Origin of the sequence: Kitasatospora sp. NBC_00315, assembly GCF_041435095.1 — a bacterium.
Classification (GTDB): domain Bacteria; phylum Actinomycetota; class Actinomycetes; order Streptomycetales; family Streptomycetaceae; genus Kitasatospora.
In genome coordinates this window covers 4283773-4301330 of sequence record NZ_CP108025.1, presented here as the reverse complement: position 1 = coordinate 4301330, position 17558 = coordinate 4283773, and the positions used below count along the sequence as shown (strand labels likewise).

The 17558-nt window shown below is 71.1% G+C and carries 13 protein-coding genes, 1 tRNA gene and 1 pseudogene; 7 read left to right on the top strand and 8 right to left on the bottom strand.

Going from position 1 to position 17558, the window contains the following annotated elements; all coding sequences use genetic code 11:
* Positions 1 to 1000 precede the first annotated feature (1000 nt).
* Entirely contained in the window at positions 1001 to 1978 is a 978-nt protein-coding gene (locus OG823_RS17535; RefSeq protein WP_371480521.1) for a LuxR family transcriptional regulator, read from the top strand.
* 282 nt (positions 1979 to 2260) lie between these two features.
* On the opposite strand, the gene OG823_RS17530 is transcribed toward OG823_RS17535, so the two are convergent.
* Complete coding sequence (locus OG823_RS17530) at positions 2261 to 2887, bottom strand: hypothetical protein (protein WP_371480520.1); 627 nt, start codon at positions 2885 to 2887, stop codon at positions 2261 to 2263.
* Positions 2888 to 3294: 407 nt separating this feature from the next.
* Here OG823_RS17530 and OG823_RS17525 point away from each other — a divergent pair, with 407 nt between their 5' ends.
* Positions 3295 to 3492 (top strand): hypothetical protein, encoded by a 198-nt coding sequence (locus OG823_RS17525; RefSeq protein WP_371480519.1) that lies wholly within the window; start codon positions 3295 to 3297, stop codon positions 3490 to 3492.
* Between the two features lie 8 nt (positions 3493 to 3500).
* Here the strand turns inward: OG823_RS17525 and OG823_RS17520 are convergent, their stop codons facing one another.
* From OG823_RS17520 to dnaK, 5 genes are all read right to left on the bottom strand, one after another.
* Positions 3501 to 4526 carry a hypothetical protein gene (locus tag OG823_RS17520; RefSeq protein WP_371480518.1) on the bottom strand — a complete coding sequence of 342 codons (1026 nt, stop codon included), beginning with the start codon at positions 4524 to 4526 and terminating at the stop codon, positions 3501 to 3503.
* A 253-nt stretch (positions 4527 to 4779) separates the two neighbouring features.
* Complete coding sequence (locus OG823_RS17515; protein ID WP_371480517.1) at positions 4780 to 5289, bottom strand: heat shock protein transcriptional repressor HspR; 510 nt, start codon at positions 5287 to 5289, stop codon at positions 4780 to 4782.
* A 6-nt stretch (positions 5290 to 5295) separates the two neighbouring features.
* Positions 5296 to 6453, bottom strand: a complete 1158-nt coding sequence (gene dnaJ, locus OG823_RS17510) for a molecular chaperone DnaJ (RefSeq protein WP_371480516.1) — start codon at positions 6451 to 6453, stop codon at positions 5296 to 5298.
* Between the two features lie 138 nt (positions 6454 to 6591).
* Positions 6592 to 7212 carry a nucleotide exchange factor GrpE gene (gene grpE / locus OG823_RS17505; protein ID WP_371480515.1) on the bottom strand — a complete coding sequence of 207 codons (621 nt, stop codon included), beginning with the start codon at positions 7210 to 7212 and terminating at the stop codon, positions 6592 to 6594.
* Positions 7209 to 9056: a molecular chaperone DnaK gene (gene dnaK, locus OG823_RS17500; protein WP_371480514.1), complete on the bottom strand. Its 1848-nt coding sequence runs from the start codon at positions 9054 to 9056 to the stop codon at positions 7209 to 7211. Before dnaK ends, grpE begins: the two co-directional genes overlap by 4 nt.
* 628 nt (positions 9057 to 9684) lie before the next feature.
* On the opposite strand from dnaK, the gene OG823_RS17495 reads away from it, so the two are divergent.
* The 4 genes and pseudogenes from OG823_RS17495 (at position 9685) to OG823_RS17480 (ending at position 15557) form a co-directional block, all read left to right on the top strand.
* Entirely contained in the window at positions 9685 to 11925 is a 2241-nt protein-coding gene (locus OG823_RS17495) for a (Fe-S)-binding protein (RefSeq protein ID WP_371480512.1), read from the top strand.
* 319 nt (positions 11926 to 12244) lie between these two features.
* A pseudogene (locus OG823_RS17490) lies at positions 12245 to 13309 on the top strand (sugar phosphate nucleotidyltransferase); the annotation flags it as partial.
* A 209-nt stretch (positions 13310 to 13518) separates the two neighbouring features.
* Positions 13519 to 14574 (top strand): YIP1 family protein, encoded by a 1056-nt coding sequence (locus OG823_RS17485; RefSeq protein WP_371480511.1) that lies wholly within the window; start codon positions 13519 to 13521, stop codon positions 14572 to 14574.
* 92 nt (positions 14575 to 14666) lie between these two features.
* A complete protein-coding gene (locus OG823_RS17480) occupies positions 14667 to 15557 on the top strand; it encodes a metal-dependent hydrolase (RefSeq protein ID WP_371480510.1) in 891 nt (296 codons plus the stop codon).
* Between the two features lie 79 nt (positions 15558 to 15636).
* Here the strand turns inward: OG823_RS17480 and dcd are convergent, their stop codons facing one another.
* Together dcd and OG823_RS17470 are read right to left on the bottom strand one after the other, a co-directional pair.
* Positions 15637 to 16212, bottom strand: coding sequence for a dCTP deaminase (dcd, locus tag OG823_RS17475; protein ID WP_371480509.1), 576 nt, complete (start codon positions 16210 to 16212; stop codon positions 15637 to 15639).
* 71 nt (positions 16213 to 16283) lie between these two features.
* On the bottom strand, positions 16284 to 16505 hold the full coding sequence (locus OG823_RS17470) for a hypothetical protein (RefSeq protein WP_371480508.1): 222 nt from the start codon (positions 16503 to 16505) through the stop codon (positions 16284 to 16286).
* A gap of 380 nt (positions 16506 to 16885) precedes the next feature.
* On the opposite strand from OG823_RS17470, the gene OG823_RS17465 reads away from it, so the two are divergent.
* A tRNA-Gly gene (locus OG823_RS17465) sits at positions 16886 to 16956 on the top strand.
* Positions 16957 to 17558 lie beyond the last annotated feature (602 nt).

Genomic DNA, 17558 nt, shown 5'->3' with positions numbered 1-17558 from the left:
GGGCGACCGGTCCGCACAGCCTCGTGGTGAATGCCCGGGCGGACCCTCGAAGTCTTGGGCGGACACCATTTCTGCACATCGCCGATACATTCTCGCTTTTCCTCCGCACCCTCGGAGCCGGGCGCCCCATGGGAGTCCTTCCGGCCGCCGGACTTCCGCCGGGCCCGGCCGCCCCCGACCCGGCCCGGCGGCCGCGCGGGGCGCCGGCGCCCTGCTCCCGCCCCGCCCGGGGGCCGTGGCGGCCCCTGGGCGCCGCCACGGCTTTTCGCCCTCCGCCCTTTCCGCCGGGATATCCGGCCGGGCGACCGAATATCCCGGCCGCCGTCGGTCGGCGACACTCCGGACCGCGGCGCCGCCGCCCTCCCCGGCCCACTCGCACCGGCCCCTCCCGCCCGGTCGGCGGACGGCGGGAAATCGGATGCCGGAACACCGGATCGGAGCGGATTTCCGACAGGGGGGGTGATGATGTCGGTCGTGCCCCGCCGCACCGAATGACCGTTTGGTCGGCGGACACTCCCCGGGGACCCACCAACGGAATGGGCTGAAATTCGGCGAATTGCGCACCTGGAAGCCGCGTCGGCCGCCTGCAAGTTCCTGCACTTGCGGAAACATGCAATCGGACGCCACTTGTTCACCGGCCGACACACTGTGAGGCTGGGTTCACGCCAGGTCGTCCAGGCAACCGCAGCCTGAAGCCGGCGACTTGCTCTTCACGTGGGTGCGCCCGGTACGTCCGTGCCGGCGCACAGGGGGGAGAGCGCCGGCGGGAGGCCATGTGTGGTGATGGCCGACCGAACCGGAGCCGGTGAGGCGTTGCTGCTCCGCCTCACCGGAAGCGCCTGTGGCACTGGTGTGCACCGGCGGGCTCCCGGGTGCGGGACGTGCGACCGCATGTCCCGGGCGCTCGGGGGCCGCCGGCGCAGCGACCGCGATCGCGCCCCGGCGCCACTGCTGCGATCATGATCGAACGTTGAGGTACATCCGGCAGGGAGTGTTCGAGGTGACTGCGGATCCGACCGCCGATCCGGGCACCGACACGCCCGACGAAACGGCCCGGCAGCTGTACCTGGCGATCCTGGCCGAGGGCGGGCGACTGCCGGCCACGGCGGTGACGGAGTCCGACGAGGCGGCACTGCGCCAGCTGGTGGACGTCGGCCTGGTGATGCCGAACTCGATGGACGCCTCCTACACGGCCGTCAGCCCGCGGGCCGTCAGCGACCGTCTGGGCGCCGAACTCCGCACGGAGGCCACCCGCCTCCTGGTCCGCGCCGAGAGCCTCCCCAGCGCCCTGGACGGCCTCACCCGGGCCTATGACGCGGTGCCGCGCCGGCTCGACCAGCCGGGCAGCTCCGAACTCATCGAGGGGCACACCCACATCCGCCACCGGATCACCCAGCTGCTGTCGGACTGCACCGAGGAAGTGCTCACCGTCCAGCCCGGCCACCGGCCGGCGGCGGCCATGGAGATCGCCACCCGGCAGGATCTCGCCCTGCTCGGCCGCGGACGGGCCCTGCGCACGCTCTACCAGCCCTCGGTGCTCGCCGAGCCCGCGGTGGTGGCCTACGCCTCGCGCGTCACCGCACAGGGGGCTCAGGTCCGCGTCCTGGACGAGGCGTTCCACCGGATGATCATCTTCGACCGTACGGTGGCGGTCATCCCGGCGGCCGACGACCACACCCGGGCGTCCTTCGTGACCGATCCCGCCGCGGTCGCCTTCCTGGTCGGCGTGTTCGAACGCGACTGGACCCGCGCCGAGACCGTCGAATGGGACACGGCCGGGGTGAAGGGCTCCGCCCACCACGCCGCCGATCGCGTCGGCCGCCTGCTGGCCTCCGGCCTCACCCAGCGCGCCGTCGCCACCCGGATGGGCCTCAGCGAGCGCACCGTGGCCGGCCACATCTCCCGCCTGCGCGAGCGCCACGGCGCCCAGACCCTCTTCCAGCTGGGCTGGCAGATGCGCGGGGGCCGCGGTGACTGAACGCCACCACCCCGGCAGCCACGGGGCGGCGGGCTTCCTGCTCCGCTCTCGCGGGTGGACACGCCGTGTCCCCGTCCGGTGCGAGCTGCTCGCCGGACCGGCCGTCACCGGCGGCCGAGGGACCACGGCGACGCCCGGGGGTGCGGGCGAGGGCGGTACGGCGTTCGTGGCGGGCGCGGCGGGGGCCGGGGCCCGGGCGGTACGCCGGCCGAACGGGAGCGGCAGGGGGACGGTCGGGTGCGGGGAGCCCGGGGGGAGCCCGGCGAACGGCCGGTGCGGGCGTCAGCCGGTCGCGGCGCCGGTGGTCCAGAAGTCGAACGGGCCGACGGCCGGCGGCTGCTGGCGCGGAATGGTGAACTGCTCGCCGGGCGCGGTCCAGAAGCCCTCACGCAGCGACAGCGCCATGCCGGCCCAGTCGAGTGCCGTCTCGACGGTGTGCCGCAGGGCCTCCTGCGACCAGGTGTCGTCGAAGACGAGCGGCAGCACCGGGGCGACCTGCTCGATGGTGGCGATCAGCGGGTTGTGCGTGATCGCCTCGTCCACCAGCAGGACGACCGGCTTGCGCAGCGCCGAGGCCCAGCCGAGCTCCAGGCTGACGCCGGCGCTGAGCGGGGCACCGACGTACGCGAAGACGAGGTCGGCGGTCTGCAGCGCGCGGAAGTCCGACGGGACCCGGGGCTCCGGCACCCGGCCGGCCACCGTCCAGGCGTCGCTGTGGTGCGCGCTGTAGACGGCGGCGCCGCTGCGCAGGAGCGTGGAGCGGAGCGTCGTGAGGCGGGTGCGGCTGGCCAGGGTCACCACGCTGTCCGCCGGCCCGGTCAGTCGCATCAGCGGCGCGGCGAGGAACACGCGTGCTCGCCGGCCCTCGGGGGCATGGCCGGCGTGGTCGCGCTGGTAGGGCTCATTCATGTCGACTCCGTCGAAAGGCCGACCGGGTGAGTGCCATATCCCAGTGGGCGAAGCGGCTGTTCGGAACATGCTCAGGGGTTGACAGGGCATGGTTTAACATGGAAAAGATGAAGTGCGCATGACGATTGCTGACGCTTCGTCGCTCAACGATCGGTCGGTGCACTGATCGTGTCCCCGGGCGCGGTGACGAGTCCACTGGCACGTGGTGTCATCTCACTGCCAGGCAGTTAGATGACACGCCGAACACGCCCGATCGATACCCCGATCCTGGAAGAGTGAGCACGCCCTCGAACAGGTGAGACGAGTGCGTCACTGACATGCCCGTGGTTGTGCACCATAATCGGCCCAGTGGCTCGAACAAGGTCGAACGAGCCGAGAGCAGCTTCGTCTGATGGGAAGTGGTCCTCGTGCGCAACGCGCGCCGTTTCGTGGCATCGGTCATACTCGCCGGCGCGGCGGTCCTCTTGAGTTCGGGTCCGGTTCACGCTGATGTGATCTGGACCCGCGCCGAAGGCTCCCAGGCCCAGCCGGCAACCGCACCGGCAGCGCCCCCTGTGGCAGGCAAGGCCACCGTCACCACGATGGCCGACGTGATCTGGACCTGAGGCCCGGATTATTCGGAGTCGTCGTCGCTGCCGAACAACGGCAGCGCACGATGACTCTCCGACAGCTTCCAGCCGAGCTGGAAGAGCGTCTCTGCGGCGTACTCCTCACGCAGGTCCGCGATGTGCCTCGCCAGCGTGCGCTCACTGAGCCCGAGGTTGCGCGCGATCACACGGTGCCCGACGCCCTGCAACATCATTCGGAGAATGTTCTCCCGCAATCTGGAGAGCACCTCGGGCGGCACCTCGTGACCCCCCTGAAATGGGATGGCCCGCTCCCAGCAGCTCTCGAAGAGGCTGACGAAGAAGCCGATCACGGCTTCGTCCCGGATGAACGCCGCCCGCTCGGTGTCCCCGCTGATCGGGATGATCGCCGTGGCGCGGTCGACGACGATCATGCGGGTAAAGGGCTCGGCAAGAGTGCGGACCTCACCGCCCGCCTCGGTCATCGCGGCGACGTATTCACGGGTCGGCGCCGAGTAACGGGTGCTCGGCTGGTAGATCGTCCGCCGGGACACACCGCGCCGGAGCATGCCGACGTCGAGCGCGATCGCCGCCGCGGTCGGGAAGGAACGGGCACCGCCTCCGGGCTGGGCGCTCAGCACCTCCTTGGCGCTGCTCTCCATCAGCTCGGCCAGCCGCTGGTTGATCTCGGTCTTGCCGTGCAGGTGCTCCACCGGCCCACCGGCCTCGGAACCCCTGCCTACCTGGCCGTACGCCTGGCTGAGCTCCTGGAAGTCCGCCGGCAGCGCGACCGCCCGGCTCAGCAGCTCCAGGGCCCTGCGCTGCCAGGCCGCGCTGAGCCCGGCGGAGAGCAGTTTCGGATCGACGGCGATCAGCGTGCCGGGATCCTCCACGTCGGGCACGAGCAGGCCGATGTCGACCAGTTCGCGCAGATGGCCGTCCTCGTTGACATCGCCCTCGGCGGGAATCAGCCGACCGTGTGCCTGCACGGCGGCCTTGTACAGAGCGCGGGCTTCGGGCGACAGGCGGCCGAGGCCGCTGGCTGTGAGACCCGGCTCCTCAGCCCCACCCATGCGCGGCTCCTTGCCTCTGACCGAACCTTTGCTCCCGGTCCGGTAGCGAGTCCTGCACGATCCTAAGCCGCAACTGTGGCACAGGGGGACCGAGCATCGCACAGGGATCCGGCGGGAGATGGTGCGGGAGGCAGACTGCCACGTCGGCGGGCCGATGGACACCCCCTGTCCGGGGGGCAGGCTTTTTCCGTGACGACGCCGTGCGGCCGGAAGGATCCCGGGCCGCACGGCGTCGTCATACGAAAAACGGGAACTAGCGCTTCGGGCGCCACACCACCAGCGCGCTCGACTGCGTGACCTGCTGGTAGGGCACCAGGTCACGCCGGTAGGAGGCGTGCACGGCGGCCTCCCGCTGCTGGAGCGCGCTGGCGGCGCCCTCCAGGGAGTCGGCCAGTTCGGTGATGCGCGACTGCAGCGCGGCGACCTGGTTCTCCAACTCGATGATCCGCTTGATTCCCGCCAGGTTGATGCCCTCGTCCTGGGAGAGCCGCTGGACCTCGCGCAGCTGCTGGATGTCCCGGGCCGAGTAGCGGCGGCCACGGCCGGCCGTACGGTCGGGGCAGACCAGGCCGAGGCGGTCGTACTGGCGCAGGGTCTGCGGGTGCAGCCCGGACAGCTCGGCGGCGACCGAGATGACGTAGACCGGGGTGTCCTCGGTCAGCACGTACGCGGGCACGCCCGCCGGGTTGCGGGTGGCACGGCCGGGGCGGGGGCCTCCGGGGAGGCCGTCGCCGAGGCCGACACCGATCGAGTCACGGTTCATGTCGGGTCACGCTCCCTCCGCCGCCCGGAAGAGGTCGGCTCGCGGGTCGTCCGAGGCGGTGGCCTCGCGGTACTGCTCCAGGGCCGACAGCGCGTCGCCGGTGACGTGCTGCGGTACCACGACCTCCACGGTGACCAGCAGGTCCCCGCGGGTGCCGTCCTTGCGGGTGGCGCCCTTTCCACGAGCCCGCAGCGTGAGGCCGTTGGCACTCCCCGCGGGCAGTCTGAGCTTCACCGACGGGCCCTTGAGTGTCGGCACCTCGATGGTGCCGCCCAGCGCCGCTTCGGGGAAGGACACCGGCACCGCCACCGTCAGGTTGTCGCCCTTGCGCCCGAAGACCGGGTGCGGGTCGACGTGCACGAGGACGAAGAGGTCGCCCGGCTGGCCGCCGCGTTCGCCCTGCGCGCCCTTGCCCTTGAGCCGGATCCGCTGCGCGTCCTGGACGCCGGCCGGGATCCGGACCTGCATGGTGCGGGCGGAGCTGGCGCGTCCGCTGCCGTGGCAGTCGGCGCACGGGTCGTCGACGATCATGCCTCGGCCCCGGCAGTCCCGGCAGGGCTCGGAGAGCGCGAAGGCGCCCTGGCCACGGCTGACGGTGCCGGCCCCGACACAGGTCGGACAGACCCGCGGGGTGGTGCCGGCCCGGGCACCGGTACCGCTGCAGCTACGGCAGGGGGCCTGACTGGTCATCCGCAGCGGCACGGTCGCGCCGTCCACCGCCTCCTCGAAACTGAGGGTGACCTCGGTCTCGACGTCGGCACCCCGGCGCGGCTGGGCCTGCCGGCCGCCCCGGCCGAAGAGGCCGCCGAACACGTCGCCGATCCCGCCGCCACCGCCGCCCTGGGGGCCCTGGGTGCCGGTGAAGAGGTCGCCGAAGTCGAAGCTGTAGTTGCCGCCGCCGGGGCCGCCGGAGCGGTAGCCGCCGTTGGCGAAGAGGGTGCGGGCCTCGTCGTACTCCTTGCGGCGCTTGTCGTCCGACAGGACGTCATAGGCCTCGGAGATGTCCTTGAAGCGGTCCTCGGCCTTGACGTCGCCCTTGTTGGCGTCGGGGTGGAACTCGCGGGCCAGCTTGCGGTAGGTCTTCTTGATCTCCGCCGAGGTGGCGTCCTTGGGCACGCCGAGGACCTTGTAGTAGTCCTTTTCCACGTAGTCCTTGCCGCTCATGGCTGCCGCCACCTCCCAGAGTCAATAGATCCGTGCTCAGTGGATCCGCTGCCGACGGTATCGGAACCGTCGGCGGATACGGCGCTGCGGAGCCGTTCGCCGTACTGGACGACGTACGACCCCGCAGCGCACAGGGTGTCAGCTTTCCGCGCCACCGTCAGCCTTGTCGGCGTCGCCGTCCTCCGCCTTGTCGGCGTCGTCCGGGGCGGCCGTGGTCTGGGTGCCCGGCTGGGGCTCCGCCACCGCGACCATCGCCGGGCGGATGATCCGCTCGCCGATCCGGTAGCCCGGCTGGAGGATCTGCACGCAGGTGTCCTCCGTGACGTCCGACGAGTAGCTGTGCATCAGCGCCTCGTGGATCGTCGGGTCGAAGGGCTCGCCCTCCTTGCCGAACTGCTGCAGGCCCAGCTTGGCGACGACCGTCTCCAGGCTGTCGGAGACGGACTTGAAGCCACCCGTCACCTCGCCGTGCTCGCGGGCCCGGCCGATGTCGTCCAGGACCGGGATCAGGCTTTCCAGGATGTTGGAGACCGCGATCTCACGGACCGTCATCCGATCCCGCTCGACCCGCTTGCGGTAGTTCTGGTACTCGGCCTGGAGGCGCTGGAGGTCACCAGTGCGCTCGGCCAGCTCACGCTTGGCAGCGGCGAGCTCCTCCGAGGTGTTGTCGCCCGAGACAGCCTCTTCGGCGGCCTTCAGGACAGCCTCCTCGGCGGTGGAGTCGTCGCCGGGCTCAGCGCCCTGCGGCTTCTCCGTCATGCCGCACCACCCTTGGGCTTCTCGTCGTCGACGATCTCGGCGTCGACCACGTCGTCCTCGGGGGCCGCACCGGCCGACGCGCCGTCACCGGCAGCGGCGGCACCGGAGGCGTCGGCGTTGGCGTAGAGCGCCGTGCCGAGCTTCTGGGCGGTGGTGGAGACCTTCTCGGTGGCCTCGCGGATGGCCGCGATGTCCTCACCCTTGAGGGCGTCCTTGAGCTCGCCGATGGCGGTCTCGACCTCGGTCTTGACGTCGGCCGGGAGCTTGTCGGCGTTGTCCGCGATGAACTTCTCGGTCGAGTAGACGAGCTGCTCGGCCTGGTTGCGGGTCTCGACCGACTCGCGACGCTTGTGGTCCTCCTCGGCGTACTGCTCGGCCTCGCGCATCATGCGCTCGATGTCGTCCTTCGGCAGCGCGGAGCCACCGGTGACGGTCATCCGCTGCTCCTTGCCGGTGCCGAGGTCCTTCGCGCCGACGTGCATGATGCCGTTGGCGTCGATGTCGAAGGTGACCTCGATCTGCGGCAGGCCACGGGGGGCCGGGGGCAGGCCGGTCAGCTCGAACATGCCGAGCTTCTTGTTGTACGAGGCGATCTCGCGCTCGCCCTGGTAGACCTGGATCTGCACGGACGGCTGGTTGTCCTCGGCCGTGGTGAAGATCTCGGAGCGCTTGGTCGGGATCGTGGTGTTGCGCTCGATCAGCTTGGTCATGATGCCGCCCTTGGTCTCGATACCCAGGGACAGCGGGGTGACGTCGAGCAGCAGGACGTCCTTGACCTCGCCCTTCAGGACACCGGCCTGCAGGGCGGCGCCGATGGCGACGACCTCGTCCGGGTTCACGCCCTTGTTGGCGTCCTGACCGCCGGTCATCTCCTTGACGAGCTCGGCGACGGCCGGCATACGGGTCGAGCCACCGACCAGGACGACGTGGTCGATCTCGGAGAGCGAGATGCCCGCGTCCTTGATGACGTTGTGGAACGGCGTCTTGCAGCGCTCCAGCAGGTCGGCGGTCAGCTGCTGGAACTGGGCCCGGGTGAGCTTCTCGTCCAGGTGCAGCGGGCCCTCGGCGGAGGCCGTGATGTAGGGCAGGTTGATCGACGTCTCGGAGGACGAGGACAGCTCGATCTTCGCCTTCTCGGCGGCCTCGCGCAGGCGCTGGAGCGCCATCTTGTCCTTGGAGAGGTCGACGCCGTGACCGGACTGGAAGACCTTCACCAGGTGGTCGACGACCTTCTGGTCCCAGTCGTCACCACCGAGGTGGTTGTCACCGTTGGTGGCCTTCACCTCGACGACCCCGTCGCCGATCTCCAGCAGGGAGACGTCGAAGGTGCCGCCGCCGAGGTCGAAGACCAGGATGGTCTGGTCGTCCTTGTCCAGGCCGTAGGCCAGGGCGGCCGCGGTGGGCTCGTTGACGATGCGCAGGACGTTGAGGCCCGCGATCTCACCGGCCTCCTTGGTGGCCTGGCGCTCCGAGTCGGAGAAGTACGCCGGGACGGTGATGACGGCGTCGGTGACCGTCTCGCCCAGGTAGGCCTCGGCATCCCGCTTGAGCTTCTGCAGGATGAAGGCGCTGATCTGCTGGGGGTTGAAGTCCTTGCCGTCCAGGTTGACCTTCCACCCGGTCCCCATGTGACGCTTGACCGAACGGATGGTCCGGTCGACGTTGGTGACCGCCTGGCGCTTGGCGACCTCGCCGACGAGCACCTCGCCGTTCTTGGCGAAGGCGACGACGGACGGCGTGGTCCGAGCGCCCTCGGCGTTCGTGATGACGGTGGGCTCGCCACCCTCCAGAACGCTGACGACCGAGTTCGTCGTGCCGAGGTCGATACCGACCGCGCGTGCCATCGTAAATACCTCCACGGAAGAGTTGAGCTTTACAGGCTCAAGCATGCATGACGAGATGCTCACCGTCAACAGCGTTGAGTGGACACCACTCAACTTTGCTGCGCCGCCTCCTCCCCGAAGCCCCCCGACCAGCGCCCCAGCCCCCGACCCCGACCCCGACCCCAACCCCGGACCAGCCGAGCCCCCACAGCCCGCGAGCGAGCCGAAGGGGCGCGCCGGTGCCGAAAGGGAGAGAGCGAGGAAGGGAGCGAAGCGACCGCGGGAGCGACGACCGTCGGCACCGGACCAGAGCGCCCCGGAGGTGAGCCGAGCCCCCACAGCCCGCGAGCGAGCCGAAGGGGCGCGCCGGTGCCGAAAGGGAGAGAGCGAGGAAGGGAGCGAAGCGACCGCGGGAGCGACGACCGTCGGCGCCGGACCGAAGCGCCCCGGAGGCGAGCCGAGCCCACCCAACAGAGGGGCCATGCGGGTGAGCAGGCCCTAAGTGACTGCCGCCATACCTGCCACGTCTTCTGACCGGAGGTTAACGCGCGGTAATCTCCGCCGAGGTCCACCCAGCAAGTTACCGATGAGTACAATCGGTCCGGACCTTACTACCCGTGCACACCCAGCCGCAGGAGACGGAGAGCCGATGCAGCTAGCAGCGATCGTCATCTCGCTGGTCACCACTGTGATCGGCACCGCGCTCGCCGCCCGTGCGGCCGCGTACATCTACCAGGTGGTGAAGACCGGCCAACCGGACTCCACCCGCACCGGCAACCCGGTCGCCCGGACCAGGACGGTGGCGGTCGAGTTCCTCGGCCACACCCGGATGAACCGGTGGGGCGTCGTCGGCGTCGCCCACTGGTTCGTCGCGGTCGGCTTCTTCACCCTGATCAGCACCCTGGTGACCGCCTTCGGCCAGCTCTTCGACGCCGAGTGGGTCATCCCGGTGATCGGCCACTGGCTGCCGTTCGAGATCTTCACCGAGCTGGTCGGCGCCCTCACCACGCTGGGCATCGCCACCCTGATCGTGATCCGCCTGCTCAGCCTGCCCGGCCGGGCCGGCCGCAAGTCGCGCTTCGCCGGCTCGATCGCCTGGCAGGCCTTCTACGTCGAGTACACGATCCTCGGCATCGGCATCTGCATCATGGTGCTGCGCGGTCTGGAGGGCGCCCTCGCGGGCGTCCAGTCGTACGAGGCCGCCTACCTGATCTCCTACCCGCTGGTGGTGGCCTTCCGGGGCCTGTCGCGCGGGACGTTGGAGAACCTGATCTACCTGTTCGCGATGCTGAAGATCTGCATCTCCTTCGCGTGGGCGATCACCATCGGCGTCAACCCGTCGATGGGCGTGGCCTGGCACCGCTTCCTCGCCTTCTTCAACATCTTCTTCAAGCGCGAGGAGGACGGCGACGTGGCGCTGGGCGCGCTGCGCCCGATGACCAGCGGGGGCGCCCCGATCGACTTCGAGGACCCGGCCGACGACGCCGTCTTCGGCGTCTCCCAGGTCGAGCACTTCTCCTGGAAGGGCATCCTCGACTTCTCCACCTGCACCGAGTGCGGCCGTTGCCAGTCGCAGTGCCCCGCCTGGAACACCGGCAAGCCGCTGTCCCCCAAGCTGCTGATCATGAGCCTGCGCGAGCACGCCTTCGCCAAGGCGCCGTACCTGCTGGCCGGCGGCGGCAAGGACGCCGAGGGCAACGAGATCGCCACGGCCGAGCAGCTCAAGGACGTCCCCGCGGCCGCGCTGGCCGAGGCCGAGCGCCCGCTGGTCGGCACCGCCGAGGAGAACGGCGTCATCGACCCGGACGTGCTCTGGTCCTGCACCAGCTGCGGCGCCTGCGTCGAGCAGTGCCCGGTGGACATCGAGCACATCGACCACATCGTCGACATGCGCCGGTACCAGGTGATGATCGAGAGCTCCTTCCCGACCGAGGCCGGGACGATGCTCAAGAACCTGGAGAACAAGGGCAACCCGTGGGGCATGGCCACCAAGGCCCGCCTCGACTGGGTGAAGGAGCTCAAGAAGGAGACCGGCATCGAGGTGCCGGTGATCGGTGAGGACATCGACCCCGCCGAGGTCGAGTACCTCTACTGGGTCGGCTGCGCCGGCGCCCTGGAGGACCGCGCGAAGAAGACCACCAAGGCCTTCGCCGAGCTGCTGCACACCGCGGGCGTCAAGTTCGCGATCCTCGGCAAGGAGGAGACCTGCTCCGGCGACTCCCCCCGCCGCCTCGGCAACGAGTTCCTGTTCCAGATGCTCGGCGCGCAGAACGTCGAGACGCTGAACGCCGCGCTGGAGGACGCCCCGACCAAGCGGATCGTGGCCACCTGCCCGCACTGCTTCAACACCATCGCCAACGAGTACCCGCAGCTGGGCGGCCACTTCGAGGTCATCCACCACACCCAGCTGCTGCAGCACCTGATCGACGAGGGCCGACTGCTGCCGGTCAACCCGGTCGAGGGCCTGATCACCTACCACGACCCCTGCTACCTGGGCCGGCACAACAAGGTCTACAGCCCGCCGCGCGAGATCATGGACAAGGTCCCCGGTCTGCGCCAGCAGGAGATGCACCGTCACAAGGAGCGCGGCTTCTGCTGCGGCGCGGGCGGCGCGCGGATGTGGATGGAGGAGCGGATCGGCAAGCGCATCAACAACGAGCGGGTGGACGAGGCGCTCTCCCTCAACCCCGACATCGTCTCCACCGCCTGCCCGTTCTGCCTCGTGATGCTCTCCGACTCGGTGAACGGCAAGAAGGCGTCGAACGGCGGCGCCACGGGCGAGGGCGCCGTGAAGGAGCACCTGAAGGTCGTCGACGTCGCCCAGCTGCTGCTGGACTCCGTCAAGGCCCTGCCGGGCGCCGAGGCGCAGAGCGAGACCGTCGACGCCTGACCCCCGTTCGGGTCATTCGTCCCCGGCACCGCCCGCGCGGCGCCACGCGACAGTTCTGCTACAACCCGGGCCCGGCCCACGCCACTCGGCGTGGGCCGGGCCCGGTCGTACGACGGGCCACCGGGCCCGTACCTCCCGCCGAACGGGCAGCCGACTGGACCTGCTCTCACGGGAAGGAAATACAGTAGGCGCCTGACCCGCGCCGTGCGGGTCCGGCCCGCACCCGGAGACCGACCGGGAGGGTCACACCGAACAGCGGAGGCGCTGTGGCCGCACCGCGGCGGCGCCGCACCGGAGCACAAGGGGAACAGCGCAGACCATGACCGAGGCGATCATGCTGGTCGGCGGCAAGGGCACGCGACTGCGCCCGTTGACGACCCACACCCCCAAGCCCATGCTCCCCGTGGCGGGCGTCCCCTTCATCGCGCACCAGCTGGCCCGCGCGGCGGCCGCCGGGGTCACCCGGGTGGTCCTGGCCACCTCGTACCTGGCAGAGGTGTTCGAGGACCACTTCCAGGACGGCACCCCGTACGGCATCGAACTGGTCTACCTGACCGAGCGCGAACCGCTCGGCACCGGCGGCGCCATCCGCAACGCGGCCTCGGGCCTGACCTGCGGGCCCGACGACCCGGTGCTGGTCTTCAACGGTGACATCCTGTCCGGCGTCGACATCGCCGCGCTGCGCGACGGCCACGTGGCCGCCGGCGCGGACGTCACCCTGCACCTCACCCGGGTCGAGGACCCGCGCGCCTTCGGCCTGGTGCCGACCGCGAAGGACGGCCGGGTGCTGGAGTTCCTGGAGAAGCCCGAGACGCCCGAGCAGATCGTCACGGACCAGATCAACGCCGGCTGCTACGTCTTCACCCGTTCGGTGATCGACCGCATCCCGGCCGGCCGGGAGGTGTCGGTCGAGCGCGAGACCTTCCCCGAGCTGCTGGCCACCGGCGCCCTGCTGCGCGGCGTGGTCGACACCTCGTACTGGCTGGACCTCGGCACACCCGCCGCCTTCGTGCGCGGCTCCGCCGACCTGGTGCTCGGCAAGGTCGACTCCCCGGCCGTCCCCGGCCCCACCGGTGACGCCCTGCTGCTGCCGGGCGCCACCGTCCACCCCGGCGCCGTACTCGGCGCCGGGACGGTGGTCTCCGAGGGCTCGGTCGTCGAGGCCGGCGCCATCGTCGAGGGCAGTGTGATCCTGCCGGGCGCCTCGATCGGCCCCGACACCCTGGTGAAGGACTCCATCGTGGGCGCGTACGCGGTGATCGGCGCCCGCACCTCGCTCGACGGCGCCGTGATCGGCGACGGCGCGACGGTGGAGGCCGACAACGAGCTGCCCAGCGGCATCCGGATCGCCTGCGGCACGCTGCTGCCGGTCGGCGCGGTACGGACCACCGCCGGCCCCGGCGGCTGCCCGGCCGGCGCCTCGGCGGCGGCCGCCATCCACGCGCCGAGGGTCGGCGCCGAGCGCTGAGAGCGGCGGGGCGGGCGGCTCCGGGAGACCGGCCGGCGCCGCCCGCCCGTCACAGGCTCGCTGCAATCCGGTCCGGGCCCCATGATCGACCGCCGTCCGGGCGGCGGTACCGGTACCTTCGGAACGTGGCTGGCAATCGATACGACAACGGTCCGGGCGCCGACCCCCGGGGGTGGACGGCTCCCCCTGGGGGGCACCCGCAGCAGCAGTACGGGCAGACGGGCGGACCCGAGTACTTCACGGCGCCCCAACGCCCCGGCCCCGCCGCGGGGACGCCCGGTGGATCTGGCGCGTCCGGGAACGGCGCGGCCGGTGCGGCCGCGTCCGGGACGGACGGCTACGGGCCGCCGCAGGGACCGTACGACCCCCGGGCCCCGTACACCCCTGCGCCCGGGCCCCCGCAGGGCGCTTTCGACCCGTACGCCTCGGACCAGCCCGGCCACACCCGGGCCTTCCCGACCGGGGAGGGCGCCCCGTACGGCGACGGCTACCCCCAGCAGGGGTACCCACAGCAGGGCCACGGCCAGGACGGCTACGACCCGAGCGGCTACGGCCAGGACGGCTACGCGCCCGAGTACGGCCAGGACAACGTCGCCGTCTACCGGGCCGGCGGCCAGTCCGCCCCGCACGTCTCGGGGCCCCGGCCGCGCTGGCGCGAGCTGCTGACCGGCATCTACCGCTCGCCGTCCGCCACCTTCGACCGCGCCCGGGACCACCAGGTCTGGCTGCCGGCGCTCACGGTCTCGGCGGTCTACGGCGTACTCGCCGTGCTCGGCCTCGGCCTGACCCGCGACGACGTGCTCGACTCGACCTTCACCGTCGCGCTGACCGCCCTCGCCGCCGCGGCCGTCGTCTTCAGCGTCGCCGGCGCGATGCTGGGCGCCGTCACCTACGGGCTGGCCCGGCAGTTCGGCGGCGACGGCCCCTGGCAGTCGACGGTCGGCCTGGCCGTCCTGATCGGCTGGACCACCGACGCGCCCCGCCTGCTGCTCGCCCTGTTCCTGCCGGCCGACAACGTGGTCGTCCAGGCGGTCGGCTGGGCCACCTGGGTGCTCTGCGCCGTCCTGCTGACCACCATGGTCCGCCGGGTCCACGACCTGCCCTGGGGCAAGGCCGCCGGGGCCGCCTCGCTGCAGCTGCTGGCCCTGCTCGTCCTCATCAAGCTGCCGACGCTGGGCTGAGCCGCCCACCCGCGTGCCGCCCTCGTACCACCCACGTCCTCGCACCACCTGCCGCACCACCCACCCTCGTACCACCCGCTCGGAGCCAGCGAATGACCCTCTCCACCACCCATGTCACCTTCCCGTCCGGGGCGGTGTCCGGCGAGTCACCCGTGCTCGCGGTCCACCCGCTGACGGACGGCCGGTACGCCGTCGTCACCGGCGCCACCCCGTTCCACCCGCTCGACCACACCTGGCCCGACCAGCCCGCCGACACCGGCACGCTCACCGTCGACGGGATCGAGCTGCCGGTCGTGGACTGCCTCACCGGCGCCGTCGGCCCGGACGGCGGCGACCTGCTGGTCGGCGCGGACATCCCGGTGCGGCGCGGCGACGAGGAGTGGGCCTGGCTGGTCCTGCACGTGCTCGCCGGCGACCCGGGCGACATCACCGGCCGTCCGGCCGCACTCGCCGTCGACACCCGGCGCCGGGCCGCACTCAGCGCCTCGCACAGCGGCTGCCACCTGCTCGCCCTGGCCCTCAACGCCGCCCTCGCCCCGCGCTGGCGCAAGGATCCGGGCCGCGCCGACGCCTTCGGCAACCCGGACTTCGACAGCCTCGCGATGGCGTCCTCGGTGATGGACACCGAGGCGAGCACCGACACCTACCGGCTCGGCAAGTCGCTGCGGAAGAAGGGCTTCACGGCCGAGGCCACCGACGAGCTGCCCGCCCTCGCCGATGCGCTGCCCGCCCTCACCGCGGCCGTCAACGACCTGCTCGCCGCCTGGGTCGCCGCCGACGCCGCCGTCCGCATCGAGGCCCCCGGCCCCGAGCTGACCGCCCGCCGCCAGTGGCACTGCGAGCTGCCCGAGGGCCCCGCCACGATCTTCTGCGGCGGCACCCACCTGGGCCACCTCGGCGAACTGGCGGAGCTCCGCACCGAGCTGCGCCTGACCGAGGACGGCGGCGAGCTGACCGCGATCACCCGTCCCAAGCGCGCCTGACACCCCCGGACACGCCGACGGGCGGCCGCTACCGTGCTGGGAGCGGCCGCCCGTTGCTGCGTTCTCCGACCGGACCGGGTCAGACCTGGGAGCGGTGGAAGTTCAGGTGCGAGCGCGAGGCCGTCGGGCCGCGCTGGCCCTGGTAGCGCGAGCCGTAGCGCTCGGAGCCGTACGGGTGCTCGGACGGCGAGGAGAGCCGGACCAGGCAGAGCTGGCCGATCTTCATGCCCGGGTAGAGCTTGATCGGCAGGGTCGCGACGTTGGACAGCTCCAACGTGACGTGCCCGCTGAACCCGGGGTCGATGAATCCGGCCGTGGAGTGCGTGAGCAGCCCGAGCCGGCCGAGGCTCGACTTGCCCTCCAGCCGGGAGGCGACGTCGTCGGGCAGCGTGATGACCTCGTACGTCGACGCCAGCACGAACTCACCCGGGTGCAGGATGAACGCCTCGTCGCCCTCGGGCTCGACCAGCCGGGTCAGATCCGGCTGCTCCTCCGAGGGGTCGATGTGCGGGTAGCGGTGGTTCTCGAACACCCGGAAGAAGCGGTCCAAGCGAACGTCGATGCTTGAAGGCTGGACCATCGAAGGGTCGAAGGGGTCGATGACGACCCGGCCCTTGTCGATCTCGGCACGAATGTCCTTGTCAGAGAGCAGCACGCTTCGAGGTTACGTGCAGGGGCGGGCCCCGGCCCAATCGGCCGACGCCCGCCCCGTCACACCCCGAGCACTCAGGCCAGGAACTCCGCGGCCTCCAGCCGCATCGCCCGCGCCAGTTGCGGCGCCGACAGCGCCCGCACATCGGCGAGCACCGAGCTGCGCATCCGTCCGCACTGCGGACACCGGATCAGTCGGCCGGGGCCGAGCCGGGCCGGCCCGAGATTCTGCATCGGGAACGTGCTGGTGCTGAACAGGTGCCCCTCGGCACAACGAACGACGGCGCGCTGGTCCATCGATCCCCTTCCCATTCTTTCCCCGTACTCATAGCGCCCCGACGGGACTTGCATCGCGGGACAGCCGTCACATTAGGGGATCTTCCAGACATTCCGCACAGCGGCTCGCCGCCCCGAAGACCCGCGCGAGGCCGACCGGAGAACACCCGGAGCGTCGGAGCCGGACCGCCTCCGCACTGCCCACCGGAGCACCGCCGGGCATCCCGCGCGGCCCACACAGTACGCCCCCGCACCCACGCGCCACGCCCGAGCCACCACCCCCGCACGAGACCACCACAGGCCCGTGACCTCGCCCGGCCCGCCCAGGAAGATCGGTAGGGGCGTCTGCGGCGATGGGGTAGAGTGAGTGCTGATCGACCAGTCTCCTGACGGCCGATCAGGCGGGCGTAGTTTAATGGTAGAACATGAGCTTCCCAAGCTTATAGCGCGAGTTCGATTCTCGTCGCCCGCTCGGAAGGAAAGCCCCAGGTCAACGGCCTGGGGCTTTCTTGTTGTCTGGACCAATTTTGGGTCGTCGTGCCAGATGGTCGCTGGCACGGCGTTAGATTCGTCGGATTTCGGTCGCGGGGCGTGTCCTCCAGGGGCGGTGCGCGCCGAGTGTCCCAAATCGCGAGATCAACTTTTGGTGATCTAGGTCACTTGTAGTGCCCCTGTGCGGGTCACCCGTAAGCCGGGGAGTCAGTTGTCGGCGCACGACCCGACAGCCCACCTGTTTGTAGTGGCCGGACAAGTTGTTCGCCGGTGGGGGCCGCACAGGGGGCCAACCCCGGGTGCGGTCCGGCGATCGACGCCGGTGCGAAGCCCTGCCCTGGCGCGCGATGACTCGGGCACCATGGCGGTATGGCCATCGCAGATGAGCGAGAGCGTGCGGCTCGGACCCTTGCTCAGCGTGCGCACGAGGTCGGGCGCGTATCTGGGCGGGAACCTTGGCGCGAAGCGCTGCAGTGGATCAGCCGCGGGAGGCTCGGCCGACAGTACGGCCTACCAGTAGTCCCCGAGCTGGGACGCCGTGGCAGGACACGGTCTCGGGTGACCGGGTCGGGTGGTGTCAGC

Excerpts from the sequence above, each read along its gene's own strand:
- OG823_RS17520 (WP_371480518.1), bottom strand. The coding sequence starts at position 4,526 with ATGGGTGGGGCTGAGGAGCCGGGTCTCACAGCCAGCGGCCTCGGCCGC.
- OG823_RS17495 (WP_371480512.1), top strand. The coding sequence starts at position 9,685 with ATGCAGCTAGCAGCGATCGTCATCTCGCTGGTCACCACTGTGATCGGC.
- grpE (WP_371480515.1), bottom strand. The coding sequence starts at position 7,212 with ATGACGGAGAAGCCGCAGGGCGCTGAGCCCGGCGACGACTCCACCGCC.
- OG823_RS17470 (WP_371480508.1), bottom strand. The coding sequence starts at position 16,505 with ATGGACCAGCGCGCCGTCGTTCGTTGTGCCGAGGGGCACCTGTTCAGC.
- OG823_RS17480 (WP_371480510.1), top strand. The coding sequence starts at position 14,667 with ATGACCCTCTCCACCACCCATGTCACCTTCCCGTCCGGGGCGGTGTCC.
- dnaJ (WP_371480516.1), bottom strand. The coding sequence starts at position 6,453 with ATGAGCGGCAAGGACTACGTGGAAAAGGACTACTACAAGGTCCTCGGC.
- OG823_RS17515 (WP_371480517.1), bottom strand. The coding sequence starts at position 5,289 with ATGAACCGTGACTCGATCGGTGTCGGCCTCGGCGACGGCCTCCCCGGA.
- dnaK (WP_371480514.1), bottom strand. The coding sequence starts at position 9,056 with ATGGCACGCGCGGTCGGTATCGACCTCGGCACGACGAACTCGGTCGTC.
- OG823_RS17530 (WP_371480520.1), bottom strand. The coding sequence starts at position 2,887 with ATGAATGAGCCCTACCAGCGCGACCACGCCGGCCATGCCCCCGAGGGC.